The sequence below is a fragment of the Luteolibacter yonseiensis genome, assembly GCF_016595465.1.
GTDB lineage: Bacteria > Verrucomicrobiota > Verrucomicrobiia > Verrucomicrobiales > Akkermansiaceae > Luteolibacter > Luteolibacter yonseiensis.
The window spans coordinates 56668-76992 of record NZ_JAENIK010000012.1 but is presented as its reverse complement, the minus strand read 5'-3'; the positions used below and the strand labels follow the sequence as shown (position 1 = coordinate 76992).

At 57.9% G+C, this 20325-nt stretch carries 19 protein-coding genes; 7 read left to right on the top strand and 12 right to left on the bottom strand.

Annotated elements, in window-relative coordinates; all coding sequences use genetic code 11:
* Nucleotides 1-150: 150 nt before the first annotated feature.
* From JIN84_RS16140 to JIN84_RS16110, 7 genes are all read left to right on the top strand, one after another.
* Nucleotides 151-2334, top strand: a complete 2184-nt coding sequence (locus JIN84_RS16140) for an excinuclease ABC subunit UvrB (protein ID WP_200352104.1) — start codon at nucleotides 151-153, stop codon at nucleotides 2332-2334.
* Nucleotides 2335-2378: 44 nt separating this feature from the next.
* Nucleotides 2379-2648, top strand: a complete 270-nt coding sequence (locus tag JIN84_RS16135; RefSeq protein WP_200352103.1) for a hypothetical protein — start codon at nucleotides 2379-2381, stop codon at nucleotides 2646-2648.
* Between the two features lie 159 nt (nucleotides 2649-2807).
* Entirely contained in the window at nucleotides 2808-3224 is a 417-nt protein-coding gene (locus JIN84_RS16130; protein ID WP_200352102.1) for a hypothetical protein, read from the top strand.
* 149 nt (nucleotides 3225-3373) lie between these two features.
* Nucleotides 3374-4129 (top strand): FKBP-type peptidyl-prolyl cis-trans isomerase, encoded by a 756-nt coding sequence (locus tag JIN84_RS16125; RefSeq protein ID WP_234043538.1) that lies wholly within the window; start codon nucleotides 3374-3376, stop codon nucleotides 4127-4129.
* A gap of 2 nt (nucleotides 4130-4131) precedes the next feature.
* Nucleotides 4132-4611: a rhodanese-like domain-containing protein gene (locus JIN84_RS16120; RefSeq protein WP_200352101.1), complete on the top strand. Its 480-nt coding sequence runs from the start codon at nucleotides 4132-4134 to the stop codon at nucleotides 4609-4611.
* A gap of 31 nt (nucleotides 4612-4642) precedes the next feature.
* Nucleotides 4643-4966 carry a pyrimidine/purine nucleoside phosphorylase gene (ppnP, locus tag JIN84_RS16115; protein ID WP_200352100.1) on the top strand — a complete coding sequence of 108 codons (324 nt, stop codon included), beginning with the start codon at nucleotides 4643-4645 and terminating at the stop codon, nucleotides 4964-4966.
* Entirely contained in the window at nucleotides 4966-5703 is a 738-nt protein-coding gene (locus JIN84_RS16110; protein WP_200352099.1) for a DUF2459 domain-containing protein, read from the top strand. Before ppnP ends, JIN84_RS16110 begins: the two co-directional genes overlap by 1 nt.
* A gap of 7 nt (nucleotides 5704-5710) precedes the next feature.
* On the opposite strand, the gene JIN84_RS16105 is transcribed toward JIN84_RS16110, so the two are convergent.
* From JIN84_RS16105 to JIN84_RS16050, 12 genes are all read right to left on the bottom strand, one after another.
* Entirely contained in the window at nucleotides 5711-7465 is a 1755-nt protein-coding gene (locus JIN84_RS16105) for a hypothetical protein (RefSeq protein WP_200352098.1), read from the bottom strand.
* Between the two features lie 27 nt (nucleotides 7466-7492).
* Nucleotides 7493-8335: an exosortase/archaeosortase family protein gene (locus tag JIN84_RS16100; protein WP_200352097.1), complete on the bottom strand. Its 843-nt coding sequence runs from the start codon at nucleotides 8333-8335 to the stop codon at nucleotides 7493-7495.
* A gap of 395 nt (nucleotides 8336-8730) precedes the next feature.
* Nucleotides 8731-10059 (bottom strand): exopolysaccharide biosynthesis polyprenyl glycosylphosphotransferase, encoded by a 1329-nt coding sequence (locus tag JIN84_RS16095; protein WP_200352096.1) that lies wholly within the window; start codon nucleotides 10057-10059, stop codon nucleotides 8731-8733.
* Nucleotides 10060-10455: 396 nt separating this feature from the next.
* Complete coding sequence (locus tag JIN84_RS16090; protein WP_200352095.1) at nucleotides 10456-11154, bottom strand: WecB/TagA/CpsF family glycosyltransferase; 699 nt, start codon at nucleotides 11152-11154, stop codon at nucleotides 10456-10458.
* 140 nt (nucleotides 11155-11294) lie between these two features.
* Complete coding sequence (locus JIN84_RS16085) at nucleotides 11295-12140, bottom strand: glycosyltransferase family 2 protein (RefSeq protein ID WP_200352094.1); 846 nt, start codon at nucleotides 12138-12140, stop codon at nucleotides 11295-11297.
* Between the two features lie 9 nt (nucleotides 12141-12149).
* Nucleotides 12150-12698, bottom strand: a complete 549-nt coding sequence (locus JIN84_RS16080; RefSeq protein WP_200352093.1) for a DapH/DapD/GlmU-related protein — start codon at nucleotides 12696-12698, stop codon at nucleotides 12150-12152.
* A gap of 5 nt (nucleotides 12699-12703) precedes the next feature.
* Nucleotides 12704-13414, bottom strand: a complete 711-nt coding sequence (locus JIN84_RS16075; RefSeq protein WP_200352092.1) for a glycosyltransferase family 4 protein — start codon at nucleotides 13412-13414, stop codon at nucleotides 12704-12706.
* Nucleotides 13415-13990: 576 nt separating this feature from the next.
* Nucleotides 13991-15184 carry a glycosyltransferase gene (locus JIN84_RS16070; protein ID WP_200352091.1) on the bottom strand — a complete coding sequence of 398 codons (1194 nt, stop codon included), beginning with the start codon at nucleotides 15182-15184 and terminating at the stop codon, nucleotides 13991-13993.
* Nucleotides 15185-15257: 73 nt separating this feature from the next.
* Complete coding sequence (locus tag JIN84_RS16065; protein ID WP_234043537.1) at nucleotides 15258-16376, bottom strand: glycosyltransferase family 4 protein; 1119 nt, start codon at nucleotides 16374-16376, stop codon at nucleotides 15258-15260.
* A gap of 63 nt (nucleotides 16377-16439) precedes the next feature.
* Nucleotides 16440-17618, bottom strand: coding sequence for a glycosyltransferase family 4 protein (locus JIN84_RS16060; protein WP_200352089.1), 1179 nt, complete (start codon nucleotides 17616-17618; stop codon nucleotides 16440-16442).
* Nucleotides 17615-19249, bottom strand: a complete 1635-nt coding sequence (locus tag JIN84_RS16055) for a hypothetical protein (protein WP_200352088.1) — start codon at nucleotides 19247-19249, stop codon at nucleotides 17615-17617. The genes JIN84_RS16060 and JIN84_RS16055 overlap by 4 nt, the downstream gene beginning before the upstream one ends.
* Nucleotides 19246-20325 carry a CgeB family protein gene (locus JIN84_RS16050; protein ID WP_200352087.1) on the bottom strand — a complete coding sequence of 360 codons (1080 nt, stop codon included), beginning with the start codon at nucleotides 20323-20325 and terminating at the stop codon, nucleotides 19246-19248. The genes JIN84_RS16055 and JIN84_RS16050 overlap by 4 nt, the downstream gene beginning before the upstream one ends.

Below are 20325 nucleotides of genomic sequence, written 5' to 3'. Positions count from 1 at the left end.
ACCGGGACAAACATTACCCTCCATTCGGGTGGGGAGGACCGGCAGCCCATGAAAAAGACTGGAGGAAACACCGGCCCGCCATGAGGACAACGATCAGAAACACCCATGCCGCTTGCGGGCCGGGCCGGACGGGGTTATCACTCGCCCACGATGCCTTTCCGACTTGTGAGTGACTACCAGCCTGAGGGAGATCAGGCACAGGCGATTGCGAAGCTGACGAAATCGCTCGCCACGGGAAACCAGCACCAGACCCTTCTCGGGGTCACGGGATCCGGCAAGACCTTCACCATGGCGAACCTGATCCGGAACCACGGGAAACCGACGCTGATCATGTCGCACAACAAGACGCTGGCGGCGCAGCTTTACTCGGAGTTCAAGAACTTCTTCCCGCACAACGCGGTGGAGTATTTCGTTTCCTACTTCGACTACTACCAGCCGGAAGCCTACATCCCCAGGAGCGACACCTACATCGAGAAGGATTCCGCGATCAACGACGAGATCGAGCGGTTGCGGCTGAGCACCATGGGCTCCCTGCTGACCAGGCAGGACACCATCGTGGTCGCGTCGGTCTCCTGCATCTATGGTTTGGGATCGCCGGATGATTACCAGAACATGATGGTCCCGGTGTGGGTGGGACAGAAGCTGACGCGCGAGGAATTCCTCGGCTCGCTGGTGAGCATGCTTTTCGAGCGGAACGACATCGCCTTCGGACGGGGGAAATTCCGTGTGCGCGGGGACGTGGTGGAGGTCCATCCGGCCTACCTGGACGAGACGGCGATCCGTGTGGAGTTTTTCGATGACGAGGTGGAGCGGATCACGAGCATCCACACATTGACCGGCCATGTGATCGACCGCCTGGAGAACCACACGTTTTTCCCGGCGAAGCAGTTCGTGACATCCGGCGACAAGATGAAGCGGGCGATGACGGCGATCCGCGAGGAGGCGAAGGAGCAGGTCGCTTTTTTCGAAAAAGAGGGCAAGCTCATCGAAGCGCAGCGCTTGAGGATGCGGACGGATTATGATCTGGAGATGATGTCGGAGATGGGATTCTGCCAGGGGATCGAGAACTACTCGCGGCACATCACCGGCAGGGAGCCGGGCGCGCGACCTTACACCCTGCTGGATTTCTTCCCGAGGGATTTCCTGCTGCTGGTGGACGAGAGCCACGCGACCATCCCGCAGGTGGGCGGAATGTATGAGGGGGACAAGAGCCGGAAGACGGTGTTGGTGGATCACGGCTTCCGCCTGCCCAGCGCGCTGGACAACAGGCCTCTGCGGTTCGAGGAATTCATGCAGATGACGGGCCAGCGGGTATACGTTTCGGCGACGCCGGGCGCGTTCGAGGTCGTGAACTCCCGGCCCGAGAACAAGACCTTCATCCAGGTGAAGGGCAAGGATGACAAGGGGAGGAGCATCTCGTTGTTCGATCTGAAAAAGGCCCGCATCAAGCCCAGCGGAAACGAACAGGCGGTGGGCGACTTCCACCCGGAGCGGCGCGGAACGGCGCTGGTGGTGGAGCAGATCATCCGTCCCACCGGATTGCTGGACCCGGTGCTCACCCTGCGTCCTCTGAAGGGCCAGATCGATGAAACCATCGAGCTATGCCGCCAGCGGGTGGAGCGGAACGAGCGGGTGCTCATCACGACCCTGACGAAAAAGACGGCCGAGGACCTGAGCGAGTATCTGCTGGGAACCGGACTCAAGGTGCGCTACCTGCACTCGGACATCGACGCGGTGGAGCGGGTGGAGATCCTGCGCCAGCTGAGGGCGGCGACGTTTGACATCCTCATCGGCATCAACCTGCTGCGGGAGGGATTGGATCTTCCGGAGGTGTCGCTGGTCTGCATTCTGGACGCGGACAAGGAAGGGTTCCTGAGGAATGAAACCTCGATGATCCAGACGGCGGGCCGGGCCGCGCGCCACGTGGCCGGAGAGTGTGTCATTTTCTGCGACAAGATCACGGACTCGATCCAGGCGCTGCTGGATGTGACCGAATACCGGCGCACCCGCCAGAAGGAGCACAACGAGGCTTACGGAATCACGCCCCAGAGCGTGAAGCGAGCGGTGCAGCAGAGCCTCCACACCCATGAATTCGCGAAGGAGCATGCGGACAAGCTGAACAGCTCGCTGGTGGCCGACGATGTCGCCGCATACGACAAGCTGCGGGTGATCGCGGAGCTCGAGGAGGAAATGCGCGAGGCCTCGTCCCGGTTGGAATTCGAGCGGGCCGCCCATTTGCGCGACCAGATCAAGTCCCTCAAGGAGGATGCTCCCGCCCAGATCCAGAAGCCGGTCAAATATCCGACCGGCCGGAAGGGGCGATCGAAGAAATGAGCGTTTGCTTGACCCGGGGACGCGTTTGAGGCACGGGAAGGTCCGTGTTTCCTGGAAAAAACGACCGTCCTTATTTCGACGCCTGGCTGCGCCGGACGGGCCGGCAGTTCGCGGTAAGCGGGCGGCTGACCGAAACGGCGATGGCCCTCGCGAAGTCCGAAGGAGGCACCGTGGACGAGTGGCGTGCCCGTCTGCGGATCATTTTGGAGGGGAATGAAGTGCCGTCGCTGGATCTGCTGATGCTCATCGACAAGCTTCTGGCACGGACCTCCAAGAACAAACCTGCCGGAGATTCCCAGGATTTGTTGTTTTGAGGAAATCAACCGACGTTTTTGTCATTCGCACTGCTACATCGCTCCCCGGGTTGCTTAACTGCCGCCGTTTGGGACGCTTGTAAGGATATTTAAATTTTCCAAGAGAAAAGCACTTGCGAAAAATAACAGCGGCTCGAAATTCTTTCCTTTTACAAATCCATGCATCGTTTCCAGACCAAATCCGCCATCATCCGTTTGAGATTCGCGGCATTTTTTCTGGGACTCCTGTGGATCCTCATTCCTGCGGCAGGCGGCATATTGGTCTATTCCCTCGTCGAAAATGACAAGACCCTCACCTTGGTGGCCATGGGGGTGGCGCTGGCGGCGATCTGCGTGATGATCATCCAGTGGATCCTCGCGGCGAGGACGCGTTGCCCGCTCTGCCTAACGCCCGTGCTTGCGGTAAAGCGGTGTTCCAAGCACCGTAACGCGAAGAGACTGTTGGGAAGCTACCGCCTGCGGGCGGCACTGATGATTCTTTTCAAGGGGAGATTCCATTGCCCCTATTGCAACGAACCCTCGGTTCTCGAAGTGCGTGAGCGCCACGCGAGGGGACGATCCCACCACCGTGGGTGAAATTTCCGGAAATTCGAGGGATTGACAGAGGAGGCTGATCCGACGAGCTTCCGCGCATGAATTTCATCACGAAATCCTTGCGATCCATGATCCCGCACGCGGCCGGGTTGGCACTTGCAATTTCCGCAACCGTCCGCGCAGAACCCGTCATGCCTGAAACACCATCCGATGTAGCCGCCGCACCCGCCGATGCCGAGAAAACAACCTCCGGCCTTGCTTCCAAAGTCCTGCAAAAAGGAAAAGGCGAAGCCCATCCCGCGGCAGCGGATACGGTGACCGTCCATTATTCCGGCTGGACCACCGACGGCAAGCTCTTCGACAGCTCGGTGAAGCGCGGCACCCCTGCGAGTTTCCCTCTCAACGGCGTCATCAAGGGCTGGACCGAAGGTGTCCAGCTCATGGTGGAAGGAGAAAAGCGCCGCTTCTGGATTCCTGCGAATCTCGCCTACGGTGAAAATCCCGGTGGCGGACGTCCCGGCGGACTTCTCGTTTTCGACGTCGAATTGCTTGGCATCAAGCCGGCCCCAAAGCCACCCGCCGTCCCGGAAGACGTTGCCGCCGCTCCTGAAAGTGCTGAAAAGACAACATCCGGCATCGCCTCCCGGGTTCTGAAAAAAGGAACGGGCGAAGCCCATCCCAAGGCCACCGATCAGGTGCAGGTCCATTACTCCGGCTGGACAACCGACGGAAAACTTTTCGACAGCTCGATCCTCCGTAACGAGCCCATCGTCTTCCCTCTCAACCAGGTGATCCCCGGCTGGACCGAGGGCGTCCAACTGATGGTCGAAGGCGAGAAGCGCCGTTTCTGGATCCCGGGGAAACTTGCCTACGGCGACAGCCCGCCTCCGGGAGCACCTGCCGGCACGCTTGTTTTTGACGTGGAGCTCCTGAAAATCGTCAAATAACCATGCTTCGGTCGATCTGGCTCGTGGTGCCCGTCACGCTCGCAATGGTTTCCTGCGCCACGCCGGTGCGGAAAGCCCATGAGAGCAAGGAAGAACATTCCGTTAAAAAGACGGCACCCAAGCCAGTGCGGATGAACGGACGTGGCAAGATCACGTCCGTTTCACTCACCGACGCCTTCACGCTGCAGCAGTCCGACAAGGCGCTCATTCTCGATGCGCGTCCGGGATTCTTCTACGGCCTCGGCCACCTGCCCGGCGCGTTGAGTTTCCCCAAGTCGGACTGCGACGCCCTGATCGAAAAGCACGAAGGCGAGATCAAAGCCGCCCTCGCAGCGAAAAAGACAATCATCGTTTATTGCACCAATCTGCTCTGCCCGGACGCCCGGACGGTCGCCACCCACTTGGCCGATTCCGGCTACTCCTCATCCGTCCTCACCGGTGGTTGGGAGTCTTGGAAGGAAAGCGGGCTGCCGACCGAATAACCATTTCAACCCATCCCAATCCAATTTCATCATGAGTTCCTCATTTTCCAACGTCACTGTCGATGCCAAGGCCAACGTTTATTTCGATGGCAGCGTCGTCTCCCATACCGTGCACTTCGCGGACGGCACTAAAAAAACCCTCGGACTGATTTATCCCGGAAATTTCCATTTCGGCACCGCCGCGCCCGAGCGGATGGAGATCATCGCGGGTTCCTGCGAAGTCATTCTGGACGGCACCACCGATGTGCTGGCTGTCGAAGCCGGATCCGCCTTCGATGTCCCGGGAAACAGTGGTTTCAACATCAAGGTCGTTGACGGCATTTGTGAGTACATCTGCTCGTTCCTCCCGGCCTGATGCTCCAGCGGGGACCATACTTTCACACCATCGCCGCTTTGTTGGCGGTTGTCGCATTGAGTTCATGCGGCATCCGCCTGCCGGACTCCCCCGCCCCAACCTATGGAGCGGGCGTTGTCCCTGCGAAACATGATGCGGACCAGACTCCCGACGTGCTCGTCTGGCTCATCGCCGACGAGCTGCATACCGGGATGGTCTTCGAGTACGACTGGCTGCTGGAGTCCGGCTTCGTGCCTCCCGCCGGTTTCGGCAGACCGAAATATGTCACGTTGAGCTGGGGCAACCGCACCGCTTACATGGAAAAAGGCCTGCACAGTCCGGGCAAATTCCTTGCCGCGATGTTCACACGGAGTCCGTCCGTGATGGAGCTGATTCCGGCGAACTGGAATGTCGTGGAGGTCTGCCCGCACCAACGGATCTGGCGGAAACTTGTCCCACGCGGCCGGGGAAAAGATCTCGCGAATTTCCTCAATGATTGCAGCGACCGGGGCTCCGATGGAAGGCCCATCGTCTGCGGCACCTCAAGCTGGGGGGGTGGTGTTCTCCTCGAATCCCGCCACGTCTATTTCCTACCCCGCGTTTGCAATATCTGGACGGTCCAGGTGATCGAGGCGCTGGGAGGCGAGATGCATCCATGGTTTGCCATCACCGCGAACGGGCTGATCCGTCAGGCCAAGAAACCGCCAAATGATTTCGAGCAAATCTGGTGGGGCGGCGGGTTGGCTCCGGATCGATAAACCGATCTCATGGCTCCGGGGCATCAGTCGAAGGCGCGGCTTCGATCAGTTCGCTGAATTTCCTTCGCTCAGATGCCTGCAAGGAATCCCAAGGAAATTCCGTGATCGAAGGATCTTTTTTCGACAGGCGCCCGTTGAGCACCTGGACGGTGAGATAAACGGCACGGTAGCCCGGAGCCAGCTGCTCCGGCTTCAATTCCAGCGAATCGAGCAATGCCGTCGCCTTTCCGAGCTGATCGTCGCAAAGGTAGACCGTCGCCAGCACGCACTGCACCGGTATTTCCTTTGGAACGGCTTTTGCGATGGGCTCCAGAACGGTCAGGAGGGTCTTGGGTGCGGCCAGATTGTTCAAACAGGCGAAGTAGGAATACTGCGTGACGATGACAGGATTGCTGGGCTCGAACGTCAGATAGACCGAGCAAATTTCCATCAGCGTGTTCTCCTTTCGCTGTTCCGCCAGTGAATTGAGCAGCGGCATCAGATCCTTGTAGAGAGGGAGCGGACCACGTCCCACCCGTATCCCTTCGACTAGCATCTGCTCGGCGATGTCCGGAATGTCCGCATCCAGAGCAATCTTGCGGAGTAAGAGGTAGGGATTCAGGGTCTGGCTGTATTTCGCCTCCAGGATCGCCGTCTGCCACTTCTCCAGTTTATCAGACGCATCTCCCGTTTTGGTCGCAATGACCGCGAGATAGGCGAGTTTCTCGAAGTTCGGCAGAGAGACTCCGGGAGCATCGAGCAAGACAGCCATCTCCGGCCACGCGCCCGTACGAAGCATCGCCTCAAGCAATGGTGCGAAAAGCGCGGGCTTCGCCTCCAGCGCGCTGACGGGGATGGAATCGAGAAGTTTCTGATGAAGGCCCAGCTTGGACAGGAAGCCGGCCAGCGCCAGAGGATCTTCCGACTTCCACAAGCCGACGGCCTTTTCGATCACCCCCGTGCGGTCCGCCCCTGCCGCGGCATAGTCCAGGCGTGCCATCGCCAAGGAGGCGCGTGCATTTTTCAGCAAGGATGGACTTGCCAGTATCGACCTGACGGGCTCCAAAGCCGCACGCTCCAGGTGATCGATCGGAATTTCTTCAAGCAGGTCAAGCCATCCGTCCGATTCACCTCCGGACTGCGGAAATCTGGCAGCCAATCTTTTTTGAGCTTCATCGTACCCCTGCTTGTCACCCCGGGCGATGAGGATCCGGATGAGATTCTGTTCGACGCCGGCATTCCTCGATTGCTCAGGCACCTGCAGGAGCACGCCCGCCGCCTCATTGAAATGCTTTTCCTGAATGAGGCGTTCGGCGAACAGGACCGCGAAACGAGGTTGTTGGCGCAGATCCGGCGAAAAACCCACCCACGCCTGCCCCACCAGACCCAATGGAGAAGTGGCGGCGAGTCCGTTAAAGCCGTTGAAACGATCTTCGTCGGTTCCCTTCGGATGGGAAACAAGGGCGATCGAGACCTCGCCATGCTGGGGATCACCCAACCCGGCCGTCGCCTTTTCCAGAATCCGCAGGGCCTCTATTCTGGACTCCCCCGCACGCAGCACGGCGAGCGAAAGATCACGCGCCTTGTCCATGCGATTCTCCTGTACGGCGACTTGGGCGGTTTCAAGATTCTGCTCCAACCGCCATCCCTTGAAGAGGCGGTAAGCCGGTTTCACGATCAGCAGGCCAGTGATGCCCAAAACGGCGATCACCACCAGAAATCGCAGGAACGCGTGGGTATTCGCCCAACGGTCCCAGACAGCACTTATCAGATTTCTCGGCATTGGATCATAATGAAAGCGGACTTTCCGTCAGGGTTTCACGGTTCTCAACACAACGCGACGCGAAAATGCGGCCAATCTGCCCGATATCAAAAAGAACAGCACCCCGCTGACGAGGAAGGCCAGCAGGCCCAGCCAATCGTGAGCGTTGTCAAAAGCTTCTTTGCCGTGTTCGAAACGAATGTGTGCCAGGGCGTAGGTTCTCGCCATGTTCACGAGGAACGCCACTACGCAGGAACAGATGAGCAACACCAACGCCCGCGTCAGCGAGAGCCGGTAGAGTTCCGTGAAGAACCAACTGGCCATGACGAAGCTCTGAAAGGAGCGTACCCCGCTGCATCCGTCGGTCACCTCAACCGTGATATCATGCAAGATCAACTGGTCACCAACCACCTCCACAGGTGTGCCGAAAAGTTGGAACAGCTCCGCCGCCGCAGCGATGACCCCTTGGGTCAAATGATGGATGAGACCCTTCTCCACCGCGAAAAACCAAGGCAGGGCGGACAGCCATAACAAGGTGATCCACAGATAGCCCGCGGAGAACCTCCAGCCCCGTGTCATGCCGATCAACACATGGCCGCAGATCGCCGCCGTGAATCCCAGCGTCCCGATGGGCAGGCGCCACGAGGGATCGGTATGGTTGAGTATCCTGAGGAGCAGAATCCAGGGAAACAACAAGGCGGCTCCAATAAGAAGCGCCCTCCGGCCAAGTGGAATCAACGGAAAACGGTCGTCCCGCCAACGCCGTATGGACAGCAGGATCGCGGCGGGAGGAACCACCCAGCCATAGTCATAGTAATCTCCGTATTGCCAGATGTAGGAAGCGGCGATCATCGCCGGTGTCCACAGTGCGAACACCAACACCAATGGCACCCACTGGTCTGAGGATCTGGTGATGTCGGAACTTGTTTTAATGACGATGCTGGGAAATTAATCGTGAGCCGTTTATGCAGTCCATACAATTTTGCTTCCAATGCGCTTTGGGACCGGGCGAATCAGAAGGAGCGCGGGCCTGAGAGGAAATCGAACCTCTTTTCCGATCACGACTTCAGTGCCCCCCTTGGACGCATGACCGTAAAATACGAAAAGGCGCGAAAAATCCACCAAAGGAGACCACACCAAGCCGGCATCTTCTCCCGATGGATTTTTCGCGCCTTTCAGGTATCGAGAACGTCGGGGGATGGTGAGAAGATTCCGCCAGCTCATCGCGCATGCGGAATACCGCTCGCGGGCAGATCGGAACACCCTGCGGATTCCGCTCTTTCCCACTAATAAGCTGTTTTCGGCGGTTTGATCATGCTGATCCCGGTCATGGCGACAATGCCGAGATCCATGGCGACATCCCAGTGGGTGACGTAGAAATTGTCCAATCTCGCCCTGTTCCGCAGGTCCTGAGGCTTGCAGATCTCGCCCCGGAACCCTTTGACCTGGGCAAGACCGGTCACACCCGGTTTCACATACCGCCGGACTCCGTAGCGTTCGAAAATCTCACGGAATTCGAAGTCGTGCTGCTCCATGTGCGGACGCGGTCCCACAACACTCATGTCGCCCATCAGCACGTTGAGAAACTGGGGCATCTCATCGATACTGGATTTGCGCAGGAAGTTGCCGCCTTTGAAAATTCTCAAGTCACCCTTGGTCGCCTGTTGCGTCTCGTCAGGATTTTTGACGTGCATGCTGCGGAATTTATACACCTGGAAAGGCAATCCGTTCCGCCCCACCCGGCTCTGCTTGAACAACAATGGACCCGGAGAGTACATGCGGTGGATCAGCGACACCACCAGGCAGAGCACCGGCAGGATGGTCACCACCACGAACGAGGCGAACACCACGTCAAACGAACGCTTGATGAACTGGTTCGACGTATTCTCCAATGGTTCGACGGGTGGGGAAAGCACATCGAGGCACCCGACTTTTTGCAATTCGAAACGGCGTCCGTAAGTCCTGGTGAGCTCAACCGGCAACCAGCAACGGAATCCGAATCTGTCCCCACATCTCAGAAGGTCAATGACGGTGGCGTCGGGCAGGTGCCTCGGAGGCATGATCAACAGGTCGATCGGCTGCTCGGCCACCAAACGCGCGTATTCGGCGGTATTCCTCTCCTTCTTGTCCGTCGCCTCCACCCTCGTGATGTCGAGCATGGAATGGATGGTCTTGATCTCGGGAATGATCGACTCGCACCAGTGTTCCGGGCCAAGGATCAGGGTCCGCAACCTCAATCGGGAAAATTGGGTCGCGCAAAATGTGGACAACCAGCGAATCAGGAAGCGGTTGCTCGCGAAAAGCGCCAGAAGGGCCATGACGGCGAAAATACCGATGAACGCACGCGAGATTTCCAAATCGCGGGAAAACACCAGCAGGATGGTCATGCTGGAAAGCATCCAAACCCACTGCCTGCGCGCCACGGACAGCGCGATGTGTCTCATCCGGCCCGGAGTGGGACGCAGATGGTTCGGGCGCGAAAGAGCCTCAAGGGCGATGGTCACGATCGCGACCAACCAGTATTTCACATAAGAAAGCACGTCGACCACCCCCCGCTCCGCAGCGACAAAGCTCAATAGGAATGCGAGCCAGTAAACGGCAGAAATGACTGCCATCTGGAGACTTACGAGGATTTGGAAAAATCCTTTTTCGCGGGCGGAGATCATGGAAACGTTCGGGGGGCGCTAAAATTGAGGTGGTCCGGCAGAGTTGACTGGATTCAACGATGGCGTGTCACGGATATGTCCTCGTCTGTAGAGCAGTTGTCATCGTGATTCAACAAAAACCTGTTAGGCTTTCTGCATGTTCAAAATGACACCCGATCGCTCTCGGACATGACTCCTTTTGCCACGGATGCATTTTTCATGCCAGCCTAACCTTCGCAAAGCCGGATATTTTTGGATTTCGAAGGTCGGTTCGCTTCCAGCGATGCCAACCGGCGACTGTCCGGCCGAGGTGAAAGAAAGCGGCCCGGGAAGTGAAATGCCGCGAAGACAACGGGTTGACCGGGTTCACTCCGTCCCCTTTTTCACAAACAAGCTCCCACGCCGCTCCCAGAGCAAGAGGGGAAATTCGTAGGCAGCCACCCAGTAACGTGGCAGAAAAACCTTCGGAGATGAGGTGATACGGAAGAACCAACCGAGATACAAACGATCCGCCCACGTCGGGATGTTTGCCTGCCCCCCCGATAAGAACGCTATCGCCCCGCCGGTACACAATATCACAGGCCCCTTCGGCCGTGATGTCCCTTCGGCTGATGCCTCATCCGGCCCCTCCGCTTCGAGGCCTGATTCCGGACTTCCAGAGCTCAGACTTCTCAGGAAATGGCCGAGCTTCTCCTGCTTGCCGCCCGCGATGCACAGGATGATCCAGTCAGGCCGCACCTCGGCGACTTTTGCGGCCAAAGCCTCGTCTTGGAAATCTTCGGTCTTCCGATAAAACGGTGCGTAATACCAATGACGGAGCTGATGCGGGAATCCCTGGTCCTCCAGATAATAATCGATCCTGTCCTTCTCCTCCGCGGTAGGCACGACCCAAAGGATCCGGCGCTCGTGGAAAGGGATGGACCGCCGGCTCTTCTCTCCCACCAGCCGCTGCAGTATCTGCAGACCGGAGATCCGCGGCAGATGGCGACCGAAACACATGCGCAGCACCAACGCCACGTATCCGCCGTCGACAACCGCCCAGTCAGAGGCCTGGTAGGCGCTCATCAAGTCCGGATCCCGCCTCATCTGCGCCAATGACGGCGCCGAGGGCACGGTGAACAGCCCGCCTTCACAATCCGCAGATTTCAAAAGGTCGCCAGTGGAACCGCTCCAGAAATCGATTCCTAGAAAACACTTTTTTGACATTAGTTTCGCTTATGGCTGGTTTCTTCCATCTCTCTGATCTTGCAATACACTTGGGTGAAATAGGCCATTTTCAAGATCGCGAAGGCCATACCCCGCCCTCCGTCCCGAAAGCCGCCCATCACCACAAAACTGCCGATAAAATATATCGGACCTATCAACGGGCTGCGTATCAGCCGGTACTTGATTTTCTGCTTCCAGGTCCAGGCGGCTCTCACCTCGGGATCGTTGGCGGTCATCAGGAAACGGTGCGCTTCCCACGAGGAGTATTCGTTGTGCTTCGCCACATAGTGGTTCACCCCACGAAAATCCTGGTGATCGATTTTCGCCGGGATCACGCCGATTTTGCCGGTCAGCACAGGATGCTCATGCACCTCCATGTCCAGCTGGCTCCATTGGCTCTCGTCGATTTTTTCATATTCCCCCGCCCCTGTCTGGAACAACGCCAGCTTGCGCAGCGGATAACCCGCCTTCAGCTCCCGTCCTAAAAAATAAATCGAGTAACTGAGCCAATAGCCCGTCTTTCCCACATCCTCGAGTGCGGAAGGCAACTCCGCCTTGAAGGATTCGGTCAGATACTCGTCGGCATCGAGAAACAACACCCAGCGCGTTGTCGGCCGGTGGTTGCGGAGGTACCAGTTCCGCTTCTTGGGGAACCGCCCGTTCCACTTGAAATCGATCACTTCCGCACCCCAGTCGAGGCCGATCTGCCGGGTCGCATCCGTGCTTCCGGAATCGAGGATCACCACCCGGCTCGCCAACCCTTTTCCAATGGCATCGAGACATCCTGGCAGATTGCGCTCTTCATTGCGGACGGGGATGGCGATGGTAAGGTCTAGGGGCGACATAGGATAGGTTCACAAACTGGCTGTGCGACTGCGAATCACGCGGGCTGGATTCCCGGCTGCGACAGTATTGGCAGGAAGGGACTTCGTGACAACGCTGCAGGCGCCGATCAGGCTATGTGCGCCTATTTCCACCCCAGGCATGATAAAAGCACGCGCCCCCACGAATACATGGGCCCCGATGACGATTTTCGCCGTGATCAGATTCAGTTCGGGACGGTCAAACGCATGGGTTCCGGTGCACAGGTAGACCTCTTGTGCGATGGTGGCGTGTTCAAACAGTTCTATTTCGCCAAGGGTATAAGCGTTCGCACGGTCTCCCAAACAAGCCCGGTCATGCATGGTGAGGTTCCAAGGGATCTGGATCCGCGCGCGCTGGTGAACGAACGGCCTGCCATAGAGCTTGGCCCCGAATAGTCCCAGAATGAAAATCCGCCAGCGGTTGGCCGGCTTGGGCGTCCAGGAGCAAAGAAGGATCCACACATATTCCCAAGCGACCATCAGCACGCGCTGTCGCAAGGTCCATGGACTCGAATAGGGGGATTCTTGTTGGTATTCCATCTTGATCAACGTTGCTTCAGACGATGAAAATCCTCTAGAAATTTCACTGCCACCGACTGGCTTGAGTAGTCGTCCACCACCCGCCGGGCCGTGCCTGACAGCCTTTCCAACAGTTCTGGATCCGTCATCAGGCTCTTGAGCCATCCTGACAGCACCCCCGGCTGGTCCTTGGCCAGATGATCGTAGCAGATTCCGTTCACATCGTGATGGATGACATCCCCGAAACACGGCAACTGCGACACCACGGGGACCGCGCCGTAAGCCATCGCCTCCCGGGGCGCGACGGGAGCGGCATCGCCACTCCCTTCCTGGGCGGGATAACAGAAAATCGAAGCTCTCGCAAAATAATCCTTAAGCAGGCGGTCGTCGAAAACCGGACCGGTAAACTCCACATCCAGTCCTTCCGCACTTTTCACCAAGGCGCTTCCGAACTCCTCTCCCCCTCCCCCGTCCTTTGTTGCGGAAGGTCCGACGACGATCAATTTCCAACCGACATTTCCCTCCTGAACCAGAATTCTGAAAGCATCGATCAACACCCCGACACCTTTTTCCGGATGCAGCCTGCCAACAAACAGGATCACCTTTTCTTTGCCCACCCCGGTATCGACGACATCGAACGGCACCGGATTTGGAACGTACGATACCAAATCGTGATCGCCATCGGGAAGCTCCCGCTTGACGGCGTCACTGATCGCCGGAGAGCAGCCCCGTAACATTCCGACGTGCCGATAAAATTTCATCTGTCCCCTGGGGACCCGTTGAACATCCACATACACTTTTTTCCCGAGACGCCCCCGAAGCAGAAATGGTGCCCAAAACGTATTGGTCACGACCACGTCACACTCACGCGGGATTTTACGGATCGCCCGGATGGTGTAAATCAGATCCATCAGCTTCAAGACGGCAAGCGATGACGGCGTGTCGAAACCACGGACCCGTACATACCTAACGCCATCGGCCACCTCCGCATCCGCCAACGTTTTGTCGGCTTTTCCGATGTGACAGACCGCATGGCCATGCTTTGCGAACTCAACTCCCATCCGATACCAAATTTTCTCCACCGCCCCTCCATGGATCGCCGGAACCGGCAAAAACGCCCCCTGAATGATAGCTATATTCATCTTTTAGAAACTTTGGATTAACTTGCCGGGTTTGGGATATAAATCGCCGGACTTATTGGGAATCCCGCCGGCCTGGCAACGCGCGGTTGCCGTTTATCGTTGGTCGGGCCCGGCTCCCGAACATGCCCGGATCAGAGAGGAGCGGATTCCGCGTGGTTTCCCGACGGGTTGCTAAGGGGTGGCGGATAATGTTTCCGCGAACGTTTTGGCGACGTTCTCCATCCGGTAATGTCCGGTGAAGCACTTCATCGCATTGCCAGCCATCTCCTTCTTTTCAGCATCGGTCAGAGAAAACCAGCGGGACAGGGATTCCTTAGTGCCCTCCACGGAGTCATCCGCCACCATACCGGCCCCGGCACCATCGATCTCCCGCCAGATATTGACCTTGTCGGAGATGATCACCGGTTTGCCACACGCCAGCGCTTCGACCACCGCGATGCCGAAATTCTCCTGGTGGCTGGGAAGGACGAAGGCTTCGCAACCGTAAAACGCGCCCCATTTTGCATCCCCCTGCAACATTCCCACGAAATGGATCCGCGGATGGGATTCCCCCGGGGGCAGGCCAGCGAGACAGTCCGCAGCCAACGCTCTCATCTCGTCGGCATAGATCGAGTCCAAGGGGCCCGCGATCACGAGCGATGGAATTCCCTCCAACCCTGCGGAGCGTTCCTTCACCAACGAAGCAAAGGCATGGATGAGCAGATCGACGCCCTTCTTCGGGTGGATTCTGCTGAGAAAGAGAAGGTAAGGACGGTCGGCAAGCCCGGCGCCGGCGGCTTGGAATGAATCCCTCTGTGTCTCGCGGAACGACGGTGGTGCGGCAACCCCGTAGCCCACGTTGATCTCGCGTTTCGGGGAATAGTTGCGGAACGTCTCACGTGCCAGCCTCAGCTCCTCCTCGCAGGTGAAAAGGACACCGTCGGCCTCAGCCACATTCTTCGACTCCATCAAGTTCCAATAAAGAAGGTTCCTCAAGGCCTTGAGCCTGCGGGATGGGTCGCGCTGGAAATAGGGATCCAGCATTCCATGCGGCATGACATACATGCGGGGGACTTTCTCCGCAGGTTGTCTTCGCCGGATGACCGAAAGGGCCTTTCTCACCGCGTAGCCGTGATGAAGCCAAAGTCCGTGGACGATGACCGCCTCGAACTTTGGCAGATTGTCCACCAGCCAGGGGACGAGGGCGGCTCCATAACCCCACGATCCCTTCGCCGGTCCCACGGCGTGGATCGGAAACGGATCATTGCCGAGAAAAGGCGCGGATGGCGGATCGAGCGACACAACCTCGTTGGCGACACCAAGTTTCGCGAGGCTCGGAATGGAATTCCGAATACCCTGGCACGGTCCTCCGTGGACCGGATCCATGCTTGATATGACGCGGAGGAGTTTCACAATCCGGTTGGATCAACAATTGTTCAAACAGGGGCTTCGTCCCACTTCATCTGCCGGCAAGCACGCTGGAGTATATCCGGGCGATCTGGTCCAGCGCGGCTGCGGAATCAAACCGCTTCGCGTTGGCAATCCCCCGGGTGACGACGTTTTTCCGTTCGTCGTCCGACAAGCTCACCAACTTCTGAAGCACGTCGGCCGAACGCGCCGCCCATGTGGCTGTCTGGCTCTCATCCTGCGGACGCCGGGGAATCAGGAAGGCCGCTTCACCAGCCACTTCGGTCATTGGCGCCTCATCTGTGGTCAGAACGGGACAGCCGGATGCCATGGCCTCGGCGATGGGCCAGCCGAAACCCTCCGCAAGCGAAGGAAAGATGAAGGCAGCGGATCCCGCATACGCGAGCCGGACGGCCACATCGTCCAGTCCGGCCAGAAGGTGGATGTCGTCCCTGAACGGCGAAGCGTCGCGCATGGCTTGCAGGTCGCCCGAAGCCTTCGGGCCGATCATCAACAAAGGCAGTCCCGGGTTTGTTCCAGCTCTCCACGCATTGTAGATTTCAATCACCCCGATGCGGTTCTTATACCACTGGTTGCCCCCCACATGCAGCAGATATCCTCCGTCCAGGTCGATCGAGGTCAGCTTCCGCAGTTCAGTGCGGGCGTATGACGGGTCAACCAAACCAAATTCCTGGTTCAAGCCGTTATACACCATTTCGGACCGCTCCACCCCGCCATTCACGAAGCGGTTGAGATCGGAGCGGGTCTTTTCCGAAACCGAAATGAAATTGCGCCCCTGCCGGAAACCCTGCCGGATATAGGCTTGGTACCACTTGCCCGTCCTTCCGGTCGGATTTTCGGGAATTTCTCCCAGAGCGGACCGCTGTGCGAGGAAGTCATGGCAGTGGATCACATGTGGTCGTCCCGAAACGACCGGCACCCAGGGCCCCAGCGCCTGATCGGCGAAAACAAACAGCGTGTCCCGAGAGCTTTTCCCGAGGCGGTTGCGGATCTGTAGCGGAAACACCAGGTACTGGTCCAGATAACCCACCCACTTCCGCAAAGGAGCCGGCACGGGAATTTTCAAAAAGAACTTCTCGCTGGTCCAGACTTCGACGTCATGGCCCCGTTCCACCATTCCGCTTTGCAACATCGCCGCGAATCTCGGCATGCTCTGTGATGGCACGAATTTCGGGTGTGTGAATAAAACGATTTTCATCATCCTGCCGATGGCTCAGCCATCCAGTTTGCCCATTTCGGCCAACAAAGCGGAAGCTGTCGCCGTGATCGAATACCCCTTCAATTCCTCATCCGCCCAGTCGAAGGAACGGGGGTAAACCGAGAGTTTCGCAATGCGGTCCGCCAGTTGGGTCGCATTTCCCTCGTCGAAGATTTCAAACCGCTCCAGTGCATTGAAGTCCGCTCCGGAGCCGACGGCATTGCTGACCACGACGGCACACCCGGCCTGCATCGCTTCGTTGGCCACCAGTCCCCAGGTCTCTCCACTCCTACGGGAGGGAAGCACCAGCAGGTCCATCGCCAGATAATGTCCCGGAAGTTCGGACTGGTTGGCAAAGCCTGCGAAATAAGTCGCCACACCATATCGCGACCGTGCGGATTCAGCCAATTCCCGCAGGTCGGCCTCCATTTCCCCGCTGCCCAAAAAGTATAAGGCAACTCTCGCACGGAGCGTCTCATCCAGATGGTCCAGCATCGAGAACAACAGATCCGGATTCTTTTTGGGGATGAATTTCCCGGAAAATCCGACGACAAAAGTCCCGTCCGAAACACCTGCGGCGTCGCGCTGGGATTTCCTCAGCCTGCTTTTGGTTGAAGAATCCAGCGAGGCGAAACGATCCACCGTGCCATAGCGCGCCGGAAACAATTGCGCGTCCCTCACGGCATGATCCTCGTAGTGCTGGCGGTTGAGATTGCCAATGTAGAAGAATTTGTCGATCAACCGGTAGATGTTCCGATAAATGAAATACCGGGCGAGCTTCTTCGAATCGCTCCGGTTCACCGCTTGATCCTGTGTCTCGCATCTGAGCCAGACAGGGATCCCCCTCAGCCGCGCGGTCACGCAGGCCACCAGATCATAACGGTAGTTCAGACCGGTCAGCAGCACCACGTCCGGTTGGAGACGATCCAGGACTTCCTTCACCCCGGCACCGGTCAGGGATCCCCAACCGGACAAGGGCTTTCCTTTCTCGCAGTTGAGGATTGTGTTTTCGTAGTCCTCCAGCATCGGATCATCCCACGCCACCATTCTTCCGAAACCACCGTCCATGTGTCCGCGCACGGAACAGTCGGAGGCATACACCACATGGACCGAGGACGGCGAGAGCTTCTCCATCGTCTGCCAGATGGGCACACGGTACTGGACCGGATGTGAATCAAAAACCACCAGCCTCATGGCGTCTCTTTCGCTAAATTGGGATTCATTTCGTCAAGTTTCCTTCCGGGTTTTCGTGAAATCCCGCGTGATCGACCGAGGTTGGGGGGGCGCAACAATTTCCCCTCGCCCATGAATCTCATCGCCGCCAGCACGAGTGCATACAAAAGCAGGACTTCCCAAGCACCTCTGAAAACGAAGCCGGTCGAATTCGTGATCCCATCCAGGGAGATGTCGGTGAACACCTGGAACGCCAGGATCATTCCCAGCGTGGACACCCTGAAGAAGGCGAATTTGTTGGAAACTATCCCGGCGAGGATGATCCAGATCATCATGTAGACGAGAATGACAACCGCGGGATACCACCATCCGAAAATAGCGAATATCTGGGCAGGGATGGAGCCGGTGAGACGTCTGCCGAGCACCGGGTTTCCGCCAAGGCTTTCCATCAGGTCTCCGGTGGAAAAGGAATTGACGAACTCCTTGTCGATTGAGATTCCCAAAGGTTTGAGAAAAGGGCCCGGGATCAGGGCGAACATCTTGTCCCTGCTGATGGTCGTCAGGCTCTGGATGTCGTCCGGAGTATAATGTCTGACCCTCTTCAGGCAATTGTCGTCGAACTTGATCTGGATGAACCGGGCAAGAATGGGATTGTCGACGTAGTTCTCTTTCCACCCGCTTCTCGCCTCCTCGACGTCCCGGAAATAGGTCCTGTACAGCGCGAGCCTGTCCTTATCAAGGAACGTGTCCCATGTGGCGCCCGCCTGCGCGGCCAAACTTCTCGCACCACGGCGGTCACGCTCGATGAGCATCGCGGTGGAGAAATCCACGAACTGGCTCATGACCACCAATCCCGCGATCGAACTCAACGCGGCTTTCCTCATCCAGCGGGCATCGACGACCAGATGGCCGGAAATCAAACATACCAGCCATGCGGAGGCCACGGCGGCGAGCGGGCCGACAAATCCCATGCGGCTGTTCGTGCCGGCTGAAATTCCGGCCTGAAACAGATAGAGCAAGGCCAGCGGCCAATAATCGGTGAGAGACTTTTTCCTGTCGAAATAAGGGGGGATCAGGAGGATGTAGGGTGCCCAGTTGAGGAATCCGACACCGTCCAGGATCTTGGTGACCAGACTGGGCAAGGGCAGGAACTTCAAGAGGCCCGCACCGATGCCGATGAAACCGATGATCCACACACTTCTGACGGAAAACAGCTTCGAGGTGCCGAGCGAGCGTCCGAGTCCGACAAAAATGTTTCGTACCGGTGACAGCCAGAGTGAAATGGCAATCAGGTAGGCAGCGAGCAAGGATACTCCGTACACCGCCCTGTGCTGGAAAACCGCGACCGGATCCGACAGACTGAATGACAGGGGTTTGCCTTCGAGGAGCGTCCCATAAAGCGGCGCGATGCTGTTTCCGGCAATCATGAGGAACACGATGGTTCCTGGCAATGGGGCACCCGCGCATGACGTCGGACGACGGAACACGATCAGGACGGCGGCGACGAACGGAATCGCGGCCAGAATGCTTGCGAACGTATTCCGCGTGTTGGCGAACACGAGCGCCTGGGCCACCACCGCAATTCCCAATACGACAAGCAGCGCGCCACGCACCGTCGCAAGGCTCTCTCTATGTTCCGAGGGTGTGATCATTTCAAGGACATGCGGGCCGTTTCCCGGATGGAATTCAGGAATTCCCGCATCCTTTCCTCCAAAGCCCATGGCTTCGAGCAAATTTTTTCAGAACCGGCGGATGCGATTTCATCGCGGCGGCCTTCATCCGAGAGCAACTTCTTCACCGCGGAAGCGCATTCCTCGTTGTCGGAGAACAAGACGATCTCCCTGCCCTCTTCAAACCACTTCTCATGAGTGGGTGTCCTTTCGGCCAGAAGCAGGCTGCCACAGGCAGGCACCTCGTAGGTGCGCATCGTCCATTCGTCACGGTTGGAATGCGACACCAGGCCGAGGCAGATCCCCGACTGTCTCAGGACGTCGGCATATTGTTCCGCACGAACCGCCGGATGGAAGTTGTCCGGATAGCGTTTGGGCAGATCGCTGCGTTTTTCCCAGTGGGTGCCGAACACATGGATGGGAAGCCCCTGCTCGAGGAGGAGTCCGACGAGTTTCTCGCGCCCATCCATGCAGGTGCCGACGAAGCTCACAGGGTAGGTTTTCGCGCCTTTGCCTTCGCCGGGGTGAAACAGCGGAGAATAGGCGCCGTGCTCCCATAGCCGGCTCGCTTTGCCGCCCAGTTCGCGGATCCGGTCCTTGTCCTCGGGTCTCTTCACCAGGTGGATGTCGAACTCGGGAATGATCTTGAAATACCGCTTCCACATCCATTGATCGGCCGACCGCTCTCCCCATGGGTTGTCATCTTGGAACGAGACGAGGAACGGAATTTTCGGAAGCTCCCGCAATTTCCTGAATAGGGAGGATTCGAATTCCTTCGGCCATTCCATCCAGATGAGGTCGGGCTCCGTCTTTTTACAAAGCTCGATCAGGTCGTGTTCCAGATCCCGCCACCTTGAGGATAGCGATGGATTCCTGGAAAGTTTGATCAGCAGGTTTTTCAAACGTCCCGAATTTTTCCGATAAGCGTCCTTGTCCAGCGACTCGACCTCCACGCCGCACTGCCGCAAGGCCCAAAGCCGCTGCCGCCCGGAGGCGCCCGCACAACCCAGATGCGCCACAAAAACCGCTTTCGGGGTATTTTTATTTTCGGAAGGCAT